The sequence below is a fragment of the Streptomyces sp. LUP30 genome (assembly GCF_001746365.1).
GTDB lineage: Bacteria > Actinomycetota > Actinomycetes > Streptomycetales > Streptomycetaceae > Streptomyces.
Window position 1 is genome coordinate 270,282 of record NZ_MJAJ01000003.1, and the last position, 22,494, is coordinate 292,775.

Genomic DNA, 22,494 nt, shown 5'->3' on the forward strand with positions numbered 1-22,494 from the left:
AGGAGTCTCCGTGAAGAACGCAGGCCAGCTGTCACGACGTCAGATGCTGTCCGCCGCAGGCTTCGTCGGTCTTGCCGCGCTCACCGGCTGTGGAAGCGGAGACGATGGAGGTGACAGCAAGGACCTCTCCAAGAAGCAGAACGGAGCGATGAAGGAATACCGCGTCGGGCAGCAGTTCAAGGCGGAGAAAGCCCTTTCCTTCTCCATTCTGCACAACAACAACCCGGTCTACCCGATGAAGGACGGCTGGCTCTTCTGGAAAGAGCTCACCCGGCGCACCGGGATCACCCTGAAGCCGATCGCCGTTCCGCTGAGCGACTACGAGAAGAAGCGCAGTGTCCTCATCGGGGCGGGCGACGCGCCGTTCCTGATCCCCAAGACCTACCACCCGTCGGAGGTGGCCTTCGTCTCCTCGGGTGCGATCCTCCCGGTCAGCGACTACGTGCACCTCATGCCCAACTTCCGGGACAAGGTCAGAAAATGGAGACTGGAGCCCGAGCTCGATTCCATCCGTCAGTCCGACGGAAAGTACTACCTGCTCCCAGGGCTGCACGAGAAGGTGAAATCTGGATATTCGCTGTCCTTGCGCACTGACGTCCTCGACAGGCTCGGTCTGGACCTGCCCACGACCTGGGACCAGGTCTACGACGTCTTCAAGGCGATCAAGGCCGAACACCCGGATCTCTATCCCTTCTCCGACCGGTGGAGCACCAACACGCCCTTTCCGGCCGCCGCGTTGCTCAGCTACCTCGGGCAGGCGCACGGTGTGAAGGCCGGCTGGACCTACGACAACATCAGCTTCGACGCGAAGAGCGGAGAGTTCGTCTTCACCGGAGCCACGGACGGTTACCGCCAGGTGGTCGAGTACCTGAGGAAACTGGTTGCTGAAAAGCTGATGGACCCGGAGAGCTTCACCCAGACAGACGACGAAGCTGCTCAGAAACTTTTCGGCCAGAAGTCCTTCGCGATCAGCGCCAATCCACAGGAGCTGGTCCAGAACTACCGCTACAACCTGGAGAAGCAGGTCAAGGGCGCGAAGATCGAGATGGTGCCGGTTCCGCTCGGCCCGGCCGGCCCTGTGGTGATGGGCGGTGCTCGGCTGGAGAACGGCGTCATGATCTCCACCAAGGCCCTCAAGAGCGACACCTTCGTCGCGATGATGCAGTTCGTCGACTGGCTCTGGTACTCGGACGAGGGCCAGCGGTTCGCCAAGTGGGGCGTGCAGGGCACCACGTACACCTACTCGGGCAGCCAGTACAAGCTCGAGCCCGGCATCAGCCTCATGGGGTCGGACCCGGACGCGCCGAAGGACCTGCAGAAGGACTACGGGTTCTTCAACGGCGTGTTCACCTACGGCGGCAGTTGGGCGCTCGTTTCCTCGTCCTTCGGTCCGGACGAGAAGAGGTTCCAGGACGCCATGGCTCAGCGCGAACAACTGCCCATCGACCCGGCCCACCCGCTGCAGTCCGTGGAGCAGGAGCAGGCCTCTCTCTGGGACACCCCTTTGAGGGACCACGTCACCCAGAACATGCTCAAGTTCGTCCTCGGAAAGCGCCCGCTGTCCGAATGGGGCGATTACGTGACCGAGTTGAAGGCCAAGAACATGGATCGGTTCGTCGGGCTGCACAACCAGGCGCGCGAGCGCTTCAAGAAGGAGAACGGGTGATCCGCGTCCCTGCCGATCCGACGGGCCGGTTCTCCGACGCCTGGCGACAATGCGTCGGCACCGGCCGGATCGAACTCGCCCTACGCCGCGACTACCAGGACTCCCTCCGCCTGCTTCAGCGCGACATCGGTTTCCGGCACATCCGTGGTCACGGCCTGCTCAGCGACGGCATGGGTGTGTACCGGCCTTACGATCACGAGGGTGCTCGCCGAGTCCACCATTCCTTCACCTACGTCGACCAAGTACTCGACGCCTACAGGGAAACCGGTATCAAGCCGTTCCTGGAACTCGGATTCATGCCCGCCGGGCTGGCCTCCGGCGAGCAGACGGTTTTCTGGTGGCGCGGCAACGTCACTCCACCCCGTTCCCCCCACGAGTGGGCCGACCTGGTGCGTGCGACGCTCACCCACCTCGTCGACCGCTACGGTCTCGACGAGGTCCGGACCTGGCCCATCGAGGTGTGGAACGAGCCCAACCTGCGCGACTTCTGGCAGGACGCGGACGAAACGGCGTACCACCGGCTGTACGAGATCACCGCACACACGGTCAAAGAGGTGGACTCCGGTCTCCAGGTCGGTGGCCCCGCGATCTCGCCGGGCGCCGATGTCTGGCTGGACAGGTTCGCCGAGTTCATCGACCGACGGGACGTTCCCGTCGACTTCGTGTCGAAGCACGCCTACTCCTCCGGCCCTGCCCAGCACGTCCCGTTCGGCGTCCACCAGACGCTGGCCCCGGCCTCCGATCTCCTCGATCAGTTCGCCACTCCCCGTGAACGTCTCAAGGGCACCGCACTGGCCGGCTTGCCGCTGCACATAACGGAGTTCAACTCCTCCTACCGGCCCGACAACCCGATCCACGACACCGCGTTCCACGCCGCCTACCTCGCCCCCGTGCTCGCCCATGGTGGCGACCTCGCGGACTCCTTCTCCTACTGGACGTTCAGCGACATGTTCGAGGAAAGCGGTGTCCCCACGGCTCTCTTCCACGGCGGCTTCGGACTGCTCACCCACCGGCAGCTCAAGAAACCGACGTACTACCTCTATGCCTTCATGGCCCGGATGGGTCCCGATCTGCTGGCCCGAGGTGACGATCACCTCGTCACCCGCCACGCGGACGGCCGGATCGCGGTCCTGGCCTGGGCGCCCGTCGACCCGACGGGGCGGACCGCGGGCCCCGACCGGCATGCGCTGCGCCTGTCACTTCCGGCCGCGGCCCGGGAGCTCTTCGTCCGCCGGTCCACCGTCGACGAGGATCGAGGCAACGCGTACACCGCTTGGCGGCACATGGGCAGCCCGCGCTCGCCACGGCTCGGGCAGTTGGACGTCCTCCAGGAGGCTGCCGAGCCCGCCCGCAGCCACCGGCGGCTCTCCGTCCAGGACGGCCGCGCGGAACTGGACCTCACCTTGGCACGCCACGAGATCACCCTCGTGGAACTCACACCGGTGACCGACGAGACACCGTCCTGGTGGGACGAGCAACGCTTGCTGGGCCGGTCGGTGCCATGAGCGTGAGAAACGCTGCGATACCGCTTTCTCGACGGCAGCCCCTTCCCACAGCTCGCACCGAGAAAACACGGCCGGGGAACGCCCGACACGCCCGACGAGGCGCCCGCCCTGAACGATCTCGAAACCGTTTTCCTCACCCGTTACGACCAGCCCCAACACCCCGCAGCCCGTGTCCGGCAGCCCGCGAGCGTCAGAAGGAGCGAGCTGATTGTTTGCGGAACCGGTTGCCCCGCCACCTTCCGTTTCCGCCGCCGAGCGTCCGCCAGGGGGCCTCATGAGCACCGTGGGTTTCGGAACAGGACCGCTCTCCCGGGCAACTGCCCTGCTGCACACCCTGCTCACGGTCGAGGCACTGTTCCTCGTCACGGCCGCCCCAGGTCTGGCCGCTCTGCTCGCGCTGGGCCCCGACCCCGCCAACCTGCCCCTCGTCGCCGTCTGCGTCTCACCGCTCGGCCCGGCCGCCTCCGCCGCGCTGTACGCCTTACACCACCGCAGCCGCGACCTCACCGACCTGCACCCGGCCCGGGCCTTCCGGCGCGGGCTGCGCCTGAACGCACTGCCCGCGCTGAGGCTCTGGATGCCGCTGTCGGCGTGGCTGACCGTGATCGTCTTCACCCTCACCCACTTCGCGGCCACGGGGCTGCCCGTCTGGTGGGCGGTGTTCCTCGGGGCCGTCGGCGTCGCCTCCCTGCTCTGGGGGGCTCATGCACTCGTCATCACCTCGTTGTTCACGTTCCGGGCCCGGGACACCGCCCGCCTCGCCGCGTACTTCCTGCTCCGGCGGCGGCGCGTCACCCTTGGCGCGGCATCGCTGCTGACGCTGGCCGCAGGTCTGACCGTCACTCTCACGGAGGCGCTGACCGTCCTGCTGGCCGCACCGCTGCTGCTCTCGCTGCTGCAGTCGAGCCGCCCGGTGATCGTCGAGACGCAGGAGGACTTCACCGCATGACCGAGCACGAAACCGCAAACGACGGCCGGCTTCCGTGCACCGCCAAGATCCCGTACGGCGGCGACTATCACCCCGAACAGTGGCCGCGGGACGTCCAGGACGACGACCACCGTCTGTTCACGCAGGCCGGCGTCGACACGCTCACCGTCGGCGTCTTCTGCTGGTCGGTCATGCAACCCGCCGAGGACGTGTACGACTTCACTGTGATCGACGGCGTCCTCGACCGTGCCGCCGCCGAGGGACGCCAGGTGTGTCTGGCCACCGCGACCGCAGCCGTCCCGCCCTGGCTCGCGAAGAAGTACCCCGAGGTCAACCGCACCGACTTCGAGGGGCGCCGTCACGGGTACGGGCAACGGCACAACTTCTGCCCCAGCTCGCACGCGTACCGGCGGCTCTCCACGGCACTGGCCGCTCGGCTCGCCGAACGCTACGCCCAACACCCTGCGTTGCTGGCCTGGCACATCAACAACGAGTACGGCGGATCGTGTTACTGCAAGGTATGTGCCCGTGCTTTCCGTGGCTGGCTGAGAGACGCGCACGGCACCCTCGACGCTCTCAACGACGCATGGTGCACGACGTTCTGGTCGCACCGATTCACCGACTGGGACGAGGTCGAACCGCCGAGCGCGCTGACGGAGCACTGGCGCGGACCCGATCACACCGCCTTCCAGGGCATCACCCTCGACTACCAGCGCTTCATGACGGACGCCCTGCTCGGCTGCTTCACCGCCGAGAAGGACGCCATCCGCCTCCACGACCCGGACACGCCCGTCACCACCAACCTCATGGGCGCCTACCGTCCGATCGACTACCACCGGTGGGCGCCGCACCTCGACTTCGCCTCGTGGGACAACTACCCCCAGGCGGACGCCCCGCCCACGCGGCCGGCCCTCGCCCACGACCTGATGCGCGGCCTCAAGGACGGGGCCCCCTTCTGGCTGATGGAGCAGACGCCCTCCACCACCGCCTGCCGCAACGTCAACCCCCTGCGCCGCCCGGGCGAACTCCGGCTCGCGACCTGGCAGGCCGTCGCGCACGGAGCGGACGCCGTCCTCTACTTCCAGATGCGCGCCTCACGCGGTGCGTGCGAGAAGTACCACGGCGCGGTCATCGGCCATGCGGGCCGAGCCGATACCCGGGTCTTCTCCGAAGTGGCCGCCCTGGAAACCGAGTTGGCGCAGCTGGGCGCGATGACGCTCGGTGCCCGGACGCCTGCGCGTACCGCTCTCCTCTTCGACTGGGACAGCTGGTGGGCGCTGGAGATCTCCGACGGCCCCTCCCGGCTGATCCGTTACCCGGACGTCGTACACGCTTACTATCGTGCAGCTCGGGAGGCGGGCGCGGATGTGGACGTCGTGCCAGTGACCGCAGATCTGACATCGTACGACGTGGTCCTCGCGCCGGCGCTCCACCTCGTCAAGCGGGACCTGGCAACGCGTCTGGAAGCGGTTGCCCGGCGCGGCGGGAGCGTGCTCGCCACCTTCCTCACCGCCCGGTGCGACGAGCACGACCGTGCCTTCCTCACCGACGTCCCCGGCCCGCTGGCCTCCCTCATGGGGATCCGCGTCGACGAGTGGGACGCACGACCGGAAGAGGTCGTACAGCCGGTGCGGCTGGGGGAGCTCACCGCACAGGCGCGGCTCGTCTTCGAGATCGTCCAGCTGCGCGGAGCCGAGCCGGTCGCCCTGTACGGCGCGGACTTCTACGCGGGCACCCCGGCTGTGACCCGCAACCGCTTCGGCCCCAGCGGGGGAGAGGGCTGGTACGTGGCGACGGCTCTCGACCGGTCCGGCGTCGAGCATGTCGTCCGGCGCGTCCTGGCACGTCACGCGCTCATCGGCCCCTATGCCGACCACCGCGCCGTGGAGACGGCCACCCGCGTCGCTCCCGACGGCATCCGCCTGCTCTTCCTGCTCAACCACGGTTCGGCATCGACCGACGTGGCGGTCCATGCCTCGGCGAGGGACCTCCTCACGGGCAAGCGGCTCGACTAGGGCGACGCCCTGACCCTGGACCCTCTCGGCGTGGTCGTGCTCGTGCTTCAGTAGATCGTTCGCCCCCGTTCGTCGGGGACGCCCGACTTCCGCAGGAAGTAGCTGTTCACCTGGTCCCGCCACTCCCGTGCGCCGCGTACCTGTTCGTCGTAGCGTTCCGCGACGCGCGCGTGCCGTGCCGGCTCCACCAGATCCGCGAGGCCCGCCCACACCCGACGAGCCTGTTCCGCTTCCTCGACGCCCTCGAAATGCGTGTCATAGATATGCTGCACAACCGTTTTCCCGCTCTTCAGAACATGCCCGTACGGCACGTGATGGAAGAACAGCAGCAAGGCGTCCGGACACGAGTCCGCCGACTCGTACAAGGTGGACCAGGGCTCGCTGTACTGGCTTGCGTAACCGGTGCCGGTCGCCGCGCTCCGGTCGACGCCGATCCCGTCCCGGTCAGCGAAGTGATACGTCCCCCAGGGGCTGTACTCGTAGCCGTCGACTGCGGGACCGTAGTGATGCCCGGGCTGCACCATGAAACCCACGCCCAGCGGCGCGGTGTACTTCTCATAGGTCCGCCAGGAGTTCCGCAAGACCGTGCGCAGACCTGCCGTCAGCCGCTCGGGGGCGGCGGGGAAGGTGAGCGCGATCCACTCGTCCAGGATCCGAAGCGGGTCGGCCTCCGGCTGCCAGGCGAGCCGGCCGAAGGTGTAGAGGTTCGCCTGGGCCAGCGGGTGCCCGGTCCAGAACGGGTCGTCGCCCACGTTGGACACGGCCACCGAACCGCCTGATGCCAACTCGCTCACGGACAAGCCCTGTTCGCCGTCCGGCCGGAAGCGCAGCACCTCGCTCCACATCGGCCCGAGCCAACACACGTGCCGTTGCTGCCCGGTGTACTCCTGGGTTGCCTGCACCTCCACGGCGACCCGGGTCCGCGCAAGCGCGCCGAACACCGGTGAGACCGGTTCGCGGACCTGGAAGTCCATGGGTCCGTGCTTCACCTGGAGCACGGCGTTGGCGGCGAACTCCCCGTCGAGCGGCGCGAAATGGTCGTACGCGGCGCGAGCCCGGTCCGTCGACCGGTCCCGCCAGTCCTGACGGTGGTCGTACACGAAGGCCCGCCAATGGACCGTGCCGTCGTACGGGGCGAGGGCGGCGGCCAGCATGTTCGCGCCGTCCGCATGTGTGCGGCCGTAGGTGAACGGGCCCGGTTGGCCCTCCGAGTCGGCTTTCACCACGAACCCGCCGAAATCAGGGATCGCCTCGTAGACGGCGCGTACGGCTCGCGCCCACCAGTCGCGCACGACGCCGTCCAGGGGGTCGGCGGTGGGCAGGCGGCCGAGCACGACAGGCGCGGCGAAGGTCACCGAAAGGTGCGTCCGGATGCCGTACGGCCGCAAAGCCCGGGCGATCTGCGCCACCTCGCCGATCCGGTCGGTGAGCAGGTGCGCCTCGACGTCGTGGACGTTGACGTTGTTGACCGAGACGGCGTTGACGCCGCAGGCCGCCAGCAGTCTGCCGTACGCCCTGACGCGCTCGGTATCACCACGGGCCCGTCCGTCCCGCCAGAACAGCGAGCCGCCGGCGTATCCCCGTTCCACCTGTCCCATGACCGGATGAACGGCCACGTTGTCCCAGTGGTCCAGCATCCGCAGGGCCGTCGCCGGTCGGTGCGCCTCACGTGGACGCGCACCACGGAAGGCGTCCTCTCCGAGCCGCACGACATGGAACATCCCGTACAGCAGCCCGCGTTGCCCGGCCGCCGTGACGGTGGTCGTCCCGGCGGCACGCTCATGGAGGAACCCCTCCTCGCCGGCGCCCCCACTGGCGTCGTCGGCCACGCGCAGCACGAGGTCGTACGGGGAACGCGATGCTTCCCGTACGACCTCCCCGCCGAACTGCGAGCAGGCGAGGGCGACTTCGCCGTGCACCGTCTCCACCAGTGGCCCCGAGCCCTGGATCAGGGTCCGCCGGCTGCCCAGCGCCCGGAATGCGTCCGGTGGCAACCAGGCGGGGTCGACTCCCTCGGGCAGGGCGGGCACGGTGCTCGGCATGGTCCCTCCGGTGATGCGAGCCGACATGGGGTCCGTCGTCTGAATCGTGCCGAGTGCGTGGAACCGCGGCCTGGCCGGGCTCACCGTGCCGAGCCTTGCCGACGGCGCCGACGGCCGCAGGGGCCGCCCGGGCTCCGTCCTCCGCCTCACGGGCACGCCATTCCTCGTCCGTGAAGAGGCCGACCGTCACCGACCGGCCCTAGGGCCCCGGCCCCCGTTCGCCGATCTCGATTGTTCCCGACCGTTACCGACCGACCCGGGCGAAGCGTCTACGCGATGGCTGCTCCGGTGCCGCGCGCGGCACCGATGAGGTCGGTGAGTCCTGCGTCGTCGTACACGGAAATGTCGACGTAAGCGCCTTCCGGCAGATCGAAGTCCTCCACCTCGTAGTCCAGCACCGCCGAGGTGCCGGAGGGACTGAAGGTGCCCAGGTTGCGCGTCGTGCCACCGGTTGTGTAGCTGACCTTGACGTAGAACGTGTCACCGTCGTTGGCGGTGTCGTACACCCACAGCTTCTCGTCGTTCGGGTGGAACTCCACTTTGCCGACGAACGCACCGGCGTTCGTCAGTTCCATCTTCACGGCGTAACCGCCGGCGTCCTGCGCGAAGTACGTGTTGTCGAACGGGTCGGTGAGGTTGCCGCCGCTGCACGGGCAGCCGCCGGTGTCGTAGTAGTACGTGTGGAACGTCGGGTTCGGACTGTACGCCTGGGCCGGAGCCGCGGTGGCGAAGAGTGCCCCCGTCGCCAGCGCTGCGCCCGCGACCAGTCCCGTGAACTTTCCGGTGATGCCCATTCCCGCTTCCCCTCCGTGGCGGACCGCGCGACGCGCGATGTTCGCGCGCGGCTCGCCCATTCTGAAACACGGGTGACGCCCGGTACAGCGGAGGATCGCTGTTGGTTACCGGATCAGGACAACAACTCGACCTCAGCCAGGTGCAGTTCGGCCGCCGCGCTGCCCCCACCCGCCGTGGTCCTGGTAACTCCTTCTCCGTCGAGGACAAGTCGGTAGTGCCCGTAGTCGCCGGGTCGGGCGATCGTGAAGGCCCGTGTCTGGCGGTCCCATCGGAACGTCTCCCCGGATCGCCGGTCCAGGTCGGTCCACGTGAGTCCGTCGACGGACCCCTGCAGCACCCAACCGCCGGGAGCCTGGGCGTGATCGGCGGACGTCAGGGTGTACTGCAGCGCCTTGGTCCGCGCCGTGACCGGCAGGGAGAGAGTTCCTGACACCGCTTCCTGCGTTGCCGACGTGTCGTCGAAGAGCGCTCCCCCGCCGCCCTTCAGCGCGTCGGTGCGGGGCGTCGGCGCTTTGTCGCCCCGCGTGATGGAGACCGGACCCGCGTCCTTTCCGGTACCCCACGTCGAGGGTCGCGCCCCCATGGCGAACTCCAGGACCGCGCCTTTGGCGAGGAGGGCGTGGGGAAGCGCGGTGGACGTCCAGGGACGGCCGTCGACCTTCAGGCCCTGCACGTAGACGTTCCTCGCACTGTTCTTCGGCGCCTTGACCACCAGGTCCTTGCCGTTCTCCAGGTGCACGGTGGCCTTGGTGAACAAGGGGGAGCCGACCGCGTACTCGCCGCCGCCCATCACCAGCGGGTAGAAGCCGAGGGCGGAGAACAGGTACCACGCCGACTGCTCGCCGTTGTCCTCGTCACCGTGGTAACCCTGTCCGATCGAACTGCCGGTGTAGAGCCGGGAGAGCACCTCGCGCGACTTCGCCTGCGCCTTCCACGGCTGTCCGGCCGCGTCGTACATGTAGATCGTGTGGTGGGCGACCTGGTTGGAGTGCCCGTACATGCCCATCCGCACATCCCGGGCCTCGGTCATCTCGTGGATCACTCCACCGTACGAGCCCGCGAATTCCGGGGAAGCGGTTTCTGGAGTGGAGAAGTAGTCATCGAGTTTCTTCGCCAGGCCGTCGCGGCCGCCGTACAGGCCGGCCAGGCCCCGACTGTCCTGCGGAGCGGTGAAGGCGTAACCCCAGCCGTTGGTCTCGGTGTAGTCGTAGCCCCACACCCGTGGGTCGTAGGCGGAGGCCGTGCGCCAGTCGCCTTTGTCGTTCCTGCCCTGGAAGAACCCAGCGTGGGCGTCGAAGAGGTGCACGTAGCCCTGGGCGCGGTTCAGGAAGTAGTCGGACTCCTCGCGGTACCGCTTCTTGCCGGTCTGCCGGTACAGGGCCTGACCCATCCGGGCGATGCCGTAGTCGTTGAGGTATCCCTCCAGCGCCCACGACAGCCCTTCGTGGGTGGCCGTGCTCGTGTAGCCGAGGAAGGGGGAGGTCGACATGCCCTTGCGGCCCACCCCCGAGGCCGGCGGCACGACCGTCGCGTTCTTCAGCGCCGCCTCGTAGGCCGCTGCGGCGTCGAAGTGCACCCCCTTGACGAAGGCGTCCGCGAAGGCCACGTCGGAGGACGTGCCGGTCATCAGGTCGGCGTAACCGGGGGAGGACCAGCGAGAGATCCAGCCGCCGTCCTTGTACTGCTGCACGAAGCCGTCGGTCAGCACGCCGGCCTGCGCCGGGGTGAGCAGCGCGTACGCGGGCCAGGTCGTCCGGTAGGTGTCCCAGAAACCGTTGTTGACGTAGACCTTGCCGTCCACGATCTTCGCGCCGGTGTGCGTGGGTGTGTCCGGACCCGGCATCGGCGAGAAGGGTGAGGCGTACCGGTACGTCGCACCGACCTTCTCGAAGCCGGAGTTGGGATACAGGTACAGCCGGTACAGGCTGGAGTACAGCGTCGTCAGCTGGTCCTGGCTCGCGCCCTCGACCTCCACCTTGCCCAGGAGTTCGTCCCACTGCTGCTGAGCCCGCGCCTTGACCGTTTCGAAATCGGTGTCCGCCGGGATTTCCCGACGGAGGTTGTCGCGAGCCTGGTCGACGCTGATGAGCGAGGTCGCCAGACGCAGGGTGACGGCGTGATCGGCGCCGGCGTCGAAACGCAGGTAACCCTTTACCCCGTTCGACGCCCCCTCCGTCACCGGCGCGTCGAACTCGCCGTACACGAAGAGCCGGGTCGCTCCCGTAGACAGCCCCGACTTCACGTCCGAGAAACCGGTTACGACACCGGTGTCCTTGTCGAGAGTGAGTCCGGCCTGGTCGGTGACGTTGTCGAAGACCACGCTCGCGTCCGCGCCCGGATAGGTGAACCGCAGGGCGGCCGCGTGGTCGGTCGGGGCCAGCTCGGCCGTGAGACCGTTTTCGAAACGCACACCGTAGTAGTACGGGCGAGCGGTCTCGTTCGTGTGCCGGAAGGCCAGCGCCCGGGCCGTCCGCCCGGTGTCCGGGACACCGGCCGCGGCGGACGGCATCACCTGGAACGTCTGCCGGTCGCCCATCCACGGGCTCGGCTCGTGACTCGCGCCGAACGCCTGGATCGTGGGCAGGTTGTCCGCGTTGTCGGCCCGGGCGTAGTCGTACAGCCAGCCGAGCGAGGACGCGTTCGTCACCGGCGTCCAGAAATTGAAGCCATGAGGCACCGCCGTGGCGGGAAACGTGTTTCCGCGAGAGAAGCCGCTGCTCGACTGGGTGCCGCGCGTGGTCAGCGCATAGTCCGAGAGGTGTGCTTTCTTCGGCTCCGGGGCCGCCGTGCGCAGCGCGACGTCGTCCACCCAGCCCCGGAACCGGGCGGGCCCGCCAGGAGAGTCGTAGGCGAGCAGGATCCGGTCGACGGTCTTCCCGGCCGCCACCGCGCCGATCCCCGACACGACGTCGTTCCACTGGTTGACGTACAGCACCTTCGCCGCGCCCTGTCCGCGGGGCGACAACGGGAACCCGTACTGGTCACTCGCCCCGAGCCCGCTCAGATACGTTCCGTCGGTGAAGGCCAGGTCCACGGAGACGTGGGTGGCGGCGTAGTCCAGGTCGCCGTCCGCCATCGCCGGGAAGATCCGGTAGGCCAGCTCGGTGCGCGGGCCGACCCGCACGTTCACGTCGAAGACCTTGTTGTACGAGTACGCCCGGCCGGCGGCGGTGTGCCGGCCGGCGTAGCGCAGCGCCCGTCGTCCCGTGAATCCGGCGCCGGCCTTCGCGGTCGGCGATCCACTGGGGCCGCGGTCCACGACGGTGAGCATGTCCGGCGGGACGGGACCGCCGCTCCCGCCCGTGCCGAAACGCACGTCCGCAAGTTGCAGGATGTCAGCGCCGTGATTCCTGGACACATCCAGGCGGAAGTGCCGGTACTCGGCCGGGGCCGCGAGGCTGTAGGTGCGGGTCTGGAACCGTTCAGCAAACGTTTCCCCGGTGCGGCTGTCGAGCGGCTTCCAGGTGGCGCCGTCCGCCGAGCCCGACAGGGTCCAGTCGGCGGGGTCGCGCTCCGCGAAGTCGTTCGCGGCAGTAAGTGCGTATGCGGTTACCCGGGCAGGCCGGTCCAGGTCGAACTCCACCCACCCGTCGGCGGCGAAGGCGAGCCACTTCGTGCTCGCCTCGCCGTCGACGAGGTTCTCCTTCACCTCGCCGCCGGCCGTGTTCTCGGCACTCGCCCGGACGTCCGTGACACGGTCGGTCACGTCGCCCGGAAGCCCGCCGCCGTACCCGCCGTCGACGCCCGAGGCTCGCTTGCCGCCGCCGGGCACGGACTCGACGGTGCTCTGCCAGTCGGGGGCGCGTTCACCCGCCTCGAAGGACGAGGCGAAGCTCCGGTCGGGGAGCGTTCCCTGGGCCGGCAGCGCGGCCGCCGTTCCCGGTGCGCCGCCGACCGTCATGACCAGAGCGGCCGCGACCACGACCGCCCACCACCGTCCAGACCGCTGCATGCGTGAGCACCCTCCCCGCGCCGGACCACACCCCGGACAACGTTGTCCTCCTGGTTGCGCAGGAATCAGTAGGTGGGCAAGTGGACAGTGATGTCAAGGATGTTGATTGCGTCAGCGAGGGGTCATTTCATGCAATTCTCCGGCAAGGCGCCCATCCGCCGGTCATATTTCCAGGAGGTCTCGACTCGGAAAAGACCCATGGCCAACCTTGTATTCGATCTTGCCTCGCCGACCAGGACTGGACTATACCTGTCGGCAATTCACCGTCCAGGCCGCGAGACCTTCGCACCACGCGCTCCGTACGACCCTGCTTGACCCGACCGCGGTGCCGGGAAGGATCCGGTGCACCGCCTGAGTCCTGGAGAAGGCGAGGACTTGAGCATGGGATCCCACTCCGAGTACAACGGTTCCGAGTACGAGGGCATCGAGGAGAACGGTTTCGAGAAGAGCGGCGTCGCGGGCCTCGGCCGCAGGGACCTGATCAGGAGATCGGCGGCGCTGGGCCTGATCTCCGTCCCCACGATGGGTTTTCTGGCCGCCTGTGCCAGCAGCGGCGGGGGTGGCGAAGACAAGGCCGAGGCCGGAAAGAAGACGGCGAAGAACCCGCTCGCGGTCAACGAGACCGCCCAGATGGAATTCGTCCTGTTCGACGGCGGTTTCGGCAAGGAGTACGCCGAGGACGCCGTGAAGATCTACGGCAAGGACTTCCCGCAGGCGAAGGTGAAGTTCTCGGCCACACAGAAGATCCAGTCGACGCTCCAGCCCCGTTTCAACCAGGGCACCCCGCCCGACCTCATCGACAACTCCGGCGCCGAGCAGATGGACATGGGCGTCCTGGTGGGCAAGAAACAGCTCGCCGACCTCACGCCGCTCCTCGACGCGGCCTCCTACGACGATCCGAACAAGAAGGTCCGTGACACCCTGCGGCCCGGGATCGTCGAGATGGGCCAGTTCGACGGCGCCCCGGTCTGGATCATGTACTACGCCTACACCGTCTACGGCGTCTGGTACTCGCAGAAGGCCCTCGACTCCCTCGACGCCACGTATCCGCAGACCTGGGACGAGATGCTCGCGGTCTGTGCGAAGGCCAAGAAGAAGGGCATGGCCGGCTGGACATATGCGGGCAAGTACCCCTATTACCTCCCCTTCTCGCTCTACCCGATGATCGGCAAGGTGGGCGGCCGCGAGGTCCTCGACGCCATCGACAACCTGGAGCCGAACGCCTGGAAACACCCCGCCGTGAAGGCGTGTTTCGACGCGTACTACGAGCTTTACAAGAAGGGTTACGTTCTCCAGGGCACCCCGGGGCTCGACCACATCCAGTCGCAGACCGCCTGGGCCAAGGGCAAGGCGCTGTTCATCCCCAATGGTTCCTGGGTGGAGAACGAGTCGGCGAACGTCATCCCGAAGGACTTCGACCTGGCGGTGTCCGCACCCACCGGCATCGACTCCTCCGACAAGATGCCGTTCGGCACCATCTGGGCCTCCGGAGGCGAGCCGTTCATCGTTCCTGCCAAGGCGAGGAACACCGCCGGCGGCATGGAGCAGCTGCGCATCATGCTCAGCGAGGCGTCGTCGAAGAACTTCACCTCCAAGGTCAAGTCGCTGACCGCCTACAACGGCGGCACCGACGGCATCACACTGACTCCGGGGCTGAAGTCGGGCGTCGCCGCACTGGACAAGGCCGGCTCCAATGTGGTGAATCCGCGGCTGCAGGACTGGTACGTCCAGTTGCAGAAGGAGAAGATCGGCGTGTCCGGTCTGGGCGAGATGATGGCCGGCCGGATCACGCCCGCCGAGGCGATCAAGAAGATCCAGGACTACGCCGACGCGACGGCCAAGGACACGTCGATCAAGCATTACAAGCACCAGTGACGACAGAAACACCGCGAAGCGTCCGCAAAAGCACCGGAGTGGCGATGCAGCACGGCAAGTACCGGTTCATCGTGGGGTTCCTGGCGTTGCCCCTGGGGCTCTACGCGCTCTTCGTCGTGTGGCCGTTCATCCAGTCCATCTACTACTCGTTCACGGACTGGACCGGCCTCAGCCCCGAATTCAAGATGGTCGGCCTGGACAATTACCGCAGGATGCTGGGCGACGACATCTTCTGGAAATCCCTGCAGCACAGTCTGATGTTCGCGATCGTGCTGCCGCTGGTGACGATCGGGCTGGCGCTGTTCTTCGCCTTCATGATCAATGTCGGCGGGCGGCGGCGGAGGGGCGGCCCGGTGATCTCCGGCGTCCGGGGCTCCTCCTTCTACAAGATCGTGTATTTCTTCCCGCAGGTGCTCTCCATCGCCATCGTCGCGCTGTTGTTCAACTTCGCGTACAACCCGGACAGCGGCGCGATCAACGCGTTTCTGCGGGGGATCGGGCTGGACGGTGTACAGCCCCTCTGGCTCGGCGATCCGGACCTCGCGCTGTGGTGCGTGATGGCGGTGCTCGTCTGGTCGACGGTCGGATTCTTCGTGGTCCTGTTCTCGGCGGGCATGGCCTCCATCCCGGCGGACCTCTACGAGGCCGCGCTGCTCGACGGCGCGAACCGGGCCACCACGTTCTTCCGCCTCACCCTCCCGCTGCTCTGGGACACGGTGCGGTCGGGATGGGTCTACATGGGCATTCTCGCGCTCGGCGCCGAGTCGTTCGCGGTCGTGCAGATCATGACGACCGGACCGGGCGGCCCCGACTACTCGACGACCGTCATGGTTCTGTACGTGTATCAGAAGGCCTTCCGCGACGGTCAGGCCGCCTACGCCACCACCATCGGCGTCGCTCTCCTCATCGTGACGCTGGCCTTCGCCGCGGTCGTGCTACGGCTGGGACGGCGCGAGCGGCTGGAGTACTGACGATGAAGACGACCGAGACCTCCGCGCCCCTGCCGGCTGACGCCGGCTCCGGCATGTCCGTCACGAAGGTCGGCCCACCCCCGGAAAAGGGGCCGACGGCGGAGAAAAAGGAAGGAAAGGTTCTCAACGCCTTTTCTCACGGCATTCTGGTCCTCTGGGCGATCATGGTCGTGCTGCCCCTGCTCTGGGCGGTGATGACCTCCTTCAAGGACGACAGCTCCATCTTCGGCTCGCCCTGGTCGCTGCCGGACACCCTGCACTTCGACAACTGGTCGCGGGCCTGGACCGAGGCCGACATGAGCGACTACTTCCTGAACACGGTGCTGGTGGTGGGCGGTTCGCTCATCGGCACCCTGGCCCTCGGATCCATGGCCGCCTACGTCCTGGCCCGCTTCGACTTCCCCGGCAACCGCTTCATCTACTACCTCTTCATCGGCGGCATGAGCTTCCCGATCATGCTGGCGCTGGTCCCGCTGTTCTACGTCGTGAACAACATGGGGCTGCTCAACACCATCCACGGTCTGATCCTGGTCTACATCGCCTACTCGCTGCCGTTCACGGTGTTCTTCCTGACGGCCTTCTTCCGCACGCTGCCCACGTCGGTGGCGGAGGCCGCCTTCGTGGACGGCGCCTCGCACAGCCGCACGTTCTTCCAGATCATGCTGCCGATGGCCAAACCCGGTCTGATCAGCGTCGGAATCTTCAACTTTCTGGGCCAGTGGAACCAGTACATGCTCCCCACGGTCCTCAACACCGACCCCGACAAACGCGTTCTCACCCAGGGGCTGGTCCAACTGGCCGTCAGTCAGGGGTACAAGGGCGACTGGTCGGGACTGTTCGCGGGACTGGTGATGGCGATGCTGCCGGTGCTGGCCGCGTACATCGTCTTCCAACGACAGGTGGTGCAGGGCTTGACGGCGGGCGCGCTGAAGTAGCGGCACGGCCGGGCGGCAGCGAGACGCTCACCCGCCCGGCCCCCCTCGGCCCCGCCCTGCTCAACCGTCGCGACCGAGCCTCACCCGCCTGCCCGACCGGCTCCGAAGCCCGACGTCCGGCCCCGGACCTGCCCCGACGTCCTGCCCGGCGCGCTGCCGCGCCGGACCTCCGAGCATGCCCCCGGCCGGCCGGCCGCCGTCCGGCCCCGGACCTGCCCCGACGTCCTGCCGCGCCGGACCTCCGGGCACGCCCCCGGCCCCTTCCGCCGCGCGCCCCCGTTCATATCCCGCGCGTCCCGTCGGTCGCGCCCCCGTTGCGCCCGTCGACGCACGTTGTCGCCGCGCCCGCTCCTCCCTCGTCACGGGCCGCTCCCACCTCTCCGTGGCCCGCCGTCCGCGCGGGGCGTCGGGACAGCCGTGGGGCGAGTGGGTGAGGGGTGATGGGCCGAAGCGGTGAGAGCGGGTGACGCGCTCTGCTCCGTCCCGCTCGCCACGGCCTGCGCCCGGCCCCGTACACCCCGCGACCGACGGCTCGGCCACCCTCCGTGTCTCTCTGCAAGCACGCGGATACTGTTCAACCTCTTGACGGGAGGCGACCCGAACAGCTCAGCTTAGAGTTCACTAGTTGGACATAGACGGGGCCTCATCGAAGCGGTCCCGCGCGCAGGAGGTCGTCGTGGAGACTCCGGGGTCGCAGTCGTCGCTGCACCGAGCCAACCTGGAGCGAGTCGTACGCGCCGTGCGCCTGGCCGGGTCCCTCACACAGGCGGAGATCGCCCGGACGACCGGTCTGTCGGCCGCGACCGTCTCCAATATCGTGCGTGAGCTCAAGGACGGCGGCACCGTAGAGGTGACGCCCACCTCGGCCGGCGGGCGCAGGGCCCGCAGCGTCAGTCTGAGCGGTGACGCGGGCATCGTCATCGGGGTCGATTTCGGCCATACCCATCTCCGTGTCGCCGTGGGCAACCTGGCCCATCAGGTGCTCGCCGAGGAGTCCGAGCCCCTGGACGTGGATGCCTCGTCCACTCAGGGCTTCGACCGGGCGGAACAGCTGGTCAGCCGGTTGATCGAGGCCACCGGGGTGGACCGTACGAAGGTCGCGGGAGTGGGGCTCGGCGTGCCCGGGCCGATCGATCTGGAGTCCGGCACGCTCGGCTCCTCCGCCATCCTGCCCGGCTGGATCGGCACCCGGCCCGCCGAGGAGATGAAGGGCCGGCTCGGCGTCGCCGTGCATGTGGACAACGACGCCAACCTCGGCGCCCTCGGCGAGATGGTCTGGGGCAGCGGCAGGGGGGTGCGTGATCTTGCATACATCAAGGTCGCGAGCGGTGTGGGCGCCGGTCTGGTGATCGACGGGAAGATCTACCGCGGGCCCGGTGGTACTGCGGGAGAAATCGGACATATTACACTCGATGAGTCCGGCCCTGTCTGTCGCTGCGGAAACCGGGGCTGCCTGGAGACCTTCGCGGCCGCGCGCTATGTGTTGCCGCTCCTCCAGTCCAGCCACGGCACGGATCTGACGATGGAAGGCGTCGTGCGACTGGCCAGGGACGGAGATCCGGGCTGCCGTCGGGTGATCGCCGACGTCGGTCGACACATCGGCAGTGGAGTCGCCAATCTCTGCAACCTGCTGAACCCGAGCCGGGTGGTCCTCGGCGGCGATCTCGCCGAGGCCGGTGAGCTGGTGCTCGGTCCGATAAGGGAGTCCGTCGGCCGCTACGCGATCCCGAGTGCGGCGCGTCAACTCTCCGTTCTCCCCGGGGCACTTGGGGGGCGTGCCGAGGTGCTCGGAGCACTCGCTCTCGCACTGAGCGAGATGGGTGATTCGACCCTTTTGGACGGCACGCTGACCGCCGCCACACCTGCCTTCACTTAGAGAACGAATGACGCCGTTGCCATCTCGTTAAGTATTTACTTCTTGACGTCGCACGTGTGGCCGAGTTGACTTCCAGCCACCTCGGCCGCAGCGTTGCGGCCCTGTCAGGGAGGCACACCCCAAATGAACGCAACGATGCGTAGAGTCGTGATCGGCGCCACCGCCGTCTCCATGGCACTGTCGATTGCCGCGTGCGGCAAGGCAGGCGACAAGGGCAGCGACTCCGGCAGCAGCAGCTCGGGCGACAAGTCCATCGGCCTGCTGCTCCCCGACAGCGTCACCGCGCGGTACGAGAAGTTCGACAAGCCGTACTTCGACGCCAAGGTCAAGGCGCTCTGCTCCGACTGCAAGCTGGAGTACGCGAACGCCGCGGCCGACCCGGCCAAGCAGGCCCAGCAGGTCAGCAACATGGTCACCAAGGGCGTGAAGGTCATCGTGATCTCCGCCCAGGACTCGGCCGCGATCAAGTCCTCCATCAAGTCCGCGGTGGACAAGGGCGTCAAGGTCGTCGCGTACGACCGTCTCGCCCAGGGCCCGGTCAGCGCCTACGTCTCCTTCGACAACGTCAAGGTCGGCGAGCTCCAGGGCCAGGCCCTGCTCGACGCCCTCGGCGCCAAGGCCACCCCCGCGTCGAAGGTCGTCATGATCAACGGTGACGACGCCGACCCCAACGCCGCCCAGTTCAAGGAGGGCGCGCACAAGATCCTCGACGGCAAGGTCAACATCGCCTACGAGCAGTCCGGCCTGTGGAAGGACACCGTCGCCGCGCAGAAGATGTCCGCGGCCATCACCCAGCTGGGCGCCAAGAACATCGCGGGCGTCTACGCCGCCAACGACGGCATGGCCGGCGGCATCGCCAACACCCTCAAGGGTGCGAAGATCAGCAACATCCCGCTGACCGGTCAGGACGCGGAGCTCGCGGCCATCCAGCGGATCGTCGCCGGCACCCAGTCCGCCACGGTCTACAAGGCCTACAAGCCCGAGGCCGAGACCGCCGCGCAGCTCGCCGTCAACCTGCTGGAGGGCAAGGACATCAAGTCCCTGGCCACCGCCACGCTGACCAGCGGCTCCGGTGACAAGGTGCCCTCCCAGCTGCTGACCCCGGTGTCGGTCACCAAGGCCAACATCAAGGACACGGTGGTCAAGGACGGGCTGTACACCGTCGCCGACATCTGCACCCCGCAGTACGCGGCCGCCTGCAAGGCCGCCGGTCTCCAGTAGCAGCCCCGGTCCCGGGGAACCCTCCGAGCCGGCCGTGAGCCGCCCTCGGTCCGCTCCTCGGGACCCGTCGACCGCCCCGCGGTCCCGCGAGACCTGTCCGACGCCCGCCCCACCTTCACACCCCGCTGCCGGGGCGGGCGTCGGACGGAACCGTTGCCAAGAGCAGCGGATTCGCGCATGTTCATCTTGTAAACCTCGTGCGTCGACGCCGCGTCACCCGCGCGTCGCGCACATCCCTCCGCGCCTGTTCTTTGCGCGCGGCATCCCCGCCGGTCAGGCGGCGAAGGAGATGGTTCACGTGTCCGCTACGCCCGTGCTGGCGTTGCGCGGAGTCTCCAAGCGATTCGGTGCGGTACAGGCACTCACCGATGTCGAGCTGGAGGTTCACGCCGGAGAAGTGGTCGCCCTGGTGGGCGACAACGGCGCAGGAAAGTCCACCCTGGTCAAGACGATCGCGGGTGTCCATCCCATCGATGAGGGCGTCATCGAGTGGGAGGGCAAGCCCGTCAGCATCACCAAGCCGCACGACGCCCAGGGACTCGGCGTCGCGACTGTCTACCAGGACCTCGCGCTGTGCGACAACCTCGACGTGGTCGGCAACCTCTACCTCGGACGTGAGCTGCTGCACCGCGGCGTCATCGACGAGGTGACGATGGAGAAGAACGCGCGGGAGCTGCTGTCCACGCTCTCCATCCGCATCCCGAGCGTGCGCATCCCGATCGCGAGCCTCTCCGGCGGTCAGCGTCAGGTCGTCGCCATCGCCCGCGCGCTGATCGGCGACCCGAAGGTCGTCATCCTCGACGAGCCCACGGCCGCCCTGGGCGTGGAGCAGACCGCGCAGGTCCTCGACCTGGTCGAGCGGCTGCGCGAGCGCGACCTCGGCGTCATCCTCATCAGCCACAACATGGCCGACGTCAAGGCGGTCGCCGACACGGTCGCCGTCCTGCGTCTGGGCAAGAACAACGGCTCCTTCCCCGTGAAGGACACCAGCCACGAAGAGATCATCGCCGCGATCACGGGTGCCACGGACAACGCCGTGACCCGTCGTGCGGGGCGTCGCACCGCGGAGGCGGCAAAGTGAGCGACACGTCGAAGCCTGTCAAGAGCGACTCCTCGGAGCCCGTGAAGGGCACGAGGACCGAGAAGGCCGCGACGGCGACCGAGGTCGGCACGACCGACGGCGTGGTCGACGGCCAGGAGACCGTGGCCCCCGCCGACGACCCGACGGCCGCGCCGGTCACCGTCGTCGACCCCCGGCTGCTGATCCGCGAGGAGGGCCTCAAGGGCTACCTCACCGAGTTCAAGCGCAAGGTCAAGGGCGGTGAGCTCGGCCAGATCCCGGTCGTCCTCGGCCTGATCGTCATCTGGACGATCTTCCAGCTGCAGAACGACCGCTTCCTGAGCGCCGCCAACCTCTCCAACATCAGCTACTTCCTGTCGGCCACCGGCATGCTCGCCATCGGCCTGGTGTTCGTGCTGCTGCTCGGCGAGATCGACCTGTCGGTCGGTTCCGTGAGCGGTCTGGCGTCCGCGCTGTTCGCCGTCTTCGTGACGGACCACGGCGTGAACCCATGGGTGTCGCTGGTCCTGGCGGTCCTCACCGGCATCGCCGTCGGCGCCCTGCAGGGATGGTTCTTCGCCAGGATCGGCGTACCGGCGTTCGTGGTGACCCTGGCCGGCTTCCTCGGCTGGAACGGTCTGATGCTGTGGCTGCTGGGCTCCAGCGGCACGATCAACCTGCCGTCGGACTCCGGCCCGATCCACCTGCTCGGCCAGAACTCGTTCTTCATGGACCAGGCCATCATCGGCGCCTACATCCTGGCCGGCCTCGCGGTCGTGCTCTCCGCGGTCGGCAACTTCGGTGAGCAGCGCCGACGCCGGGCCGCCGGCGTGCCGTTCCGCGCGACCAGCGAGATCCTGCTGCGCGTGGGCCTGCTCGCGCTCGCCGCGTTCGTCTCGGCCGCCGTGCTGAACAACGCCTCCGGTGTCTCCAACGCGCTGGTGATCTTCCTGGCGGCGCTGGTGATCGTGGACTTCGTGCTGCGTCGCACCACGTACGGCCGCAAGGTGTTCGCGGTCGGCGGCGGCATCGAGGCCGCCCGCCGTGCCGGCATCAACGTCCCGCTGGTCCGGATCACCGTGTTCGCCATCTCCGGCGGGTTCGCCGCGGTCGGCGGCATGTTCTTCGCCGGTCAGACCGCGGGCGCGTCGCTGAGCGCCGGCGGCGGCAACACCCTGATGCTCGCCATCGCGGCGGCCGTCATCGGCGGCACCAGCCTCTTCGGCGGACGCGGCACCGTCTGGTCGGCGCTTCTGGGCATGCTCGTCATCCAGTCGATCCAGACCGGTCTTGACCTGCTCAACATGAACACCTCGATCCAGTACATGATCACCGGTGGTGTTCTGCTCGGCGCCGTCGTCATCGACTCGGTGTCCCGCAAGAGCCAGAAGGCCGCAGGCCGCGGCTAGACCGTGTCCGCGGAGTAGGGCTTTCCCGCACTCGCACGACTCCTGTGCCCGGCATCCCGGCGGATGCCGGGCACAGTCGTGCTCCCGGCCGGGCGTCGCCGCGCCGGGCCCGGGCGCGCGGTCGTGTCATGACGAGCGCCGATCCCGGGTACGCCCGTTCGCGTGACGTATGACGCACGGGCCGGACACCGGCCGCCCGGGCGGAACATTAGACTCGACAAGCCCGGCAACAGCTCGATCAGCT

Annotated in this window: 14 protein-coding genes; 11 read left to right on the top strand and 3 right to left on the bottom strand. The window is 67.9% G+C overall.

Annotated elements, in window-relative coordinates:
• The first annotated feature begins 10 nt into the window (after nt 1-10).
• From BG482_RS04660 to BG482_RS04675, 4 genes are all read left to right on the top strand, one after another.
• Nucleotides 11-1,666, top strand: coding sequence for an extracellular solute-binding protein (locus BG482_RS04660; RefSeq protein WP_069767548.1), 1,656 nt, complete (start codon nt 11-13; stop codon nt 1,664-1,666).
• Nucleotides 1,663-3,171, top strand: a complete 1,509-nt coding sequence (locus BG482_RS04665) for a xylan 1,4-beta-xylosidase (protein ID WP_079141574.1) — start codon at nt 1,663-1,665, stop codon at nt 3,169-3,171. Before BG482_RS04660 ends, BG482_RS04665 begins: the two co-directional genes overlap by 4 nt.
• A gap of 274 nt (nt 3,172-3,445) precedes the next feature.
• A complete protein-coding gene (locus BG482_RS04670) occupies nt 3,446-4,120 on the top strand; it encodes a hypothetical protein (RefSeq protein WP_069767549.1) in 675 nt (224 codons plus the stop codon).
• Nucleotides 4,117-6,114 (top strand): beta-galactosidase, encoded by a 1,998-nt coding sequence (locus tag BG482_RS04675; RefSeq protein WP_069767550.1) that lies wholly within the window; start codon nt 4,117-4,119, stop codon nt 6,112-6,114. Before BG482_RS04670 ends, BG482_RS04675 begins: the two co-directional genes overlap by 4 nt.
• Nucleotides 6,115-6,161: 47 nt before the next feature.
• Here BG482_RS04675 and BG482_RS04680 read toward each other — a convergent pair whose 3' ends face one another.
• The 3 genes from BG482_RS04680 to BG482_RS04690 all read right to left on the bottom strand — a co-directional run bounded on the left by BG482_RS04680 (nt 6,162) and on the right by BG482_RS04690 (nt 12,852).
• On the bottom strand, nt 6,162-8,156 hold the full coding sequence (locus BG482_RS04680; protein ID WP_069767551.1) for an alpha-glucuronidase: 1,995 nt from the start codon (nt 8,154-8,156) through the stop codon (nt 6,162-6,164).
• A 269-nt stretch (nt 8,157-8,425) separates the two neighbouring features.
• On the bottom strand, nt 8,426-8,950 hold the full coding sequence (locus BG482_RS04685) for a hypothetical protein (protein WP_069767552.1): 525 nt from the start codon (nt 8,948-8,950) through the stop codon (nt 8,426-8,428).
• A gap of 113 nt (nt 8,951-9,063) precedes the next feature.
• A complete protein-coding gene (locus BG482_RS04690; RefSeq protein ID WP_069767642.1) occupies nt 9,064-12,852 on the bottom strand; it encodes a GH92 family glycosyl hydrolase in 3,789 nt (1,262 codons plus the stop codon).
• A 432-nt stretch (nt 12,853-13,284) separates the two neighbouring features.
• Between BG482_RS04690 and ngcE the strand changes: the two genes are divergently transcribed.
• The 7 genes from ngcE to BG482_RS04725 all read left to right on the top strand — a co-directional run bounded on the left by ngcE (nt 13,285) and on the right by BG482_RS04725 (nt 22,250).
• Entirely contained in the window at nt 13,285-14,778 is a 1,494-nt protein-coding gene (ngcE, locus tag BG482_RS04695) for an N-acetylglucosamine/diacetylchitobiose ABC transporter substrate-binding protein (RefSeq protein WP_256096257.1), read from the top strand.
• Nucleotides 14,779-14,822: 44 nt separating this feature from the next.
• Nucleotides 14,823-15,749: a carbohydrate ABC transporter permease gene (locus BG482_RS04700; protein WP_069767553.1), complete on the top strand. Its 927-nt coding sequence runs from the start codon at nt 14,823-14,825 to the stop codon at nt 15,747-15,749.
• A gap of 2 nt (nt 15,750-15,751) precedes the next feature.
• Nucleotides 15,752-16,684, top strand: a complete 933-nt coding sequence (locus tag BG482_RS04705; protein WP_069767554.1) for a carbohydrate ABC transporter permease — start codon at nt 15,752-15,754, stop codon at nt 16,682-16,684.
• A 676-nt stretch (nt 16,685-17,360) separates the two neighbouring features.
• Nucleotides 17,361-18,560, top strand: a complete 1,200-nt coding sequence (locus BG482_RS04710) for an ROK family transcriptional regulator (RefSeq protein ID WP_069767555.1) — start codon at nt 17,361-17,363, stop codon at nt 18,558-18,560.
• A gap of 123 nt (nt 18,561-18,683) precedes the next feature.
• Nucleotides 18,684-19,781 carry a sugar ABC transporter substrate-binding protein gene (locus tag BG482_RS04715; protein ID WP_370745746.1) on the top strand — a complete coding sequence of 366 codons (1,098 nt, stop codon included), beginning with the start codon at nt 18,684-18,686 and terminating at the stop codon, nt 19,779-19,781.
• A 289-nt stretch (nt 19,782-20,070) separates the two neighbouring features.
• Nucleotides 20,071-20,862: an ATP-binding cassette domain-containing protein gene (locus BG482_RS04720; protein WP_069767557.1), complete on the top strand. Its 792-nt coding sequence runs from the start codon at nt 20,071-20,073 to the stop codon at nt 20,860-20,862.
• Entirely contained in the window at nt 20,859-22,250 is a 1,392-nt protein-coding gene (locus BG482_RS04725; RefSeq protein ID WP_370745747.1) for a sugar ABC transporter permease, read from the top strand. The genes BG482_RS04720 and BG482_RS04725 overlap by 4 nt, the downstream gene beginning before the upstream one ends.
• Nucleotides 22,251-22,494 lie beyond the last annotated feature (244 nt).

Coding starts and splice junctions, on each gene's coding strand:
- BG482_RS04670 (WP_069767549.1), top strand. CDS start 3,446: ATGAGCACCGTGGGTTTCGGAACAGGACCGCTCTCCCGGGCAACTGCC.
- BG482_RS04675 (WP_069767550.1), top strand. CDS start 4,117: ATGACCGAGCACGAAACCGCAAACGACGGCCGGCTTCCGTGCACCGCC.
- BG482_RS04680 (WP_069767551.1), bottom strand. CDS start 8,156: ATGCCGAGCACCGTGCCCGCCCTGCCCGAGGGAGTCGACCCCGCCTGG.
- BG482_RS04685 (WP_069767552.1), bottom strand. CDS start 8,950: ATGGGCATCACCGGAAAGTTCACGGGACTGGTCGCGGGCGCAGCGCTG.
- BG482_RS04690 (WP_069767642.1), bottom strand. CDS start 12,852: ATGACGGTCGGCGGCGCACCGGGAACGGCGGCCGCGCTGCCGGCCCAG.
- ngcE (WP_256096257.1), top strand. CDS start 13,285: ATGGGATCCCACTCCGAGTACAACGGTTCCGAGTACGAGGGCATCGAG.
- BG482_RS04700 (WP_069767553.1), top strand. CDS start 14,823: ATGCAGCACGGCAAGTACCGGTTCATCGTGGGGTTCCTGGCGTTGCCC.
- BG482_RS04705 (WP_069767554.1), top strand. CDS start 15,752: ATGAAGACGACCGAGACCTCCGCGCCCCTGCCGGCTGACGCCGGCTCC.
- BG482_RS04715 (WP_370745746.1), top strand. CDS start 18,684: ATGAACGCAACGATGCGTAGAGTCGTGATCGGCGCCACCGCCGTCTCC.
- BG482_RS04720 (WP_069767557.1), top strand. CDS start 20,071: ATGGTTCACGTGTCCGCTACGCCCGTGCTGGCGTTGCGCGGAGTCTCC.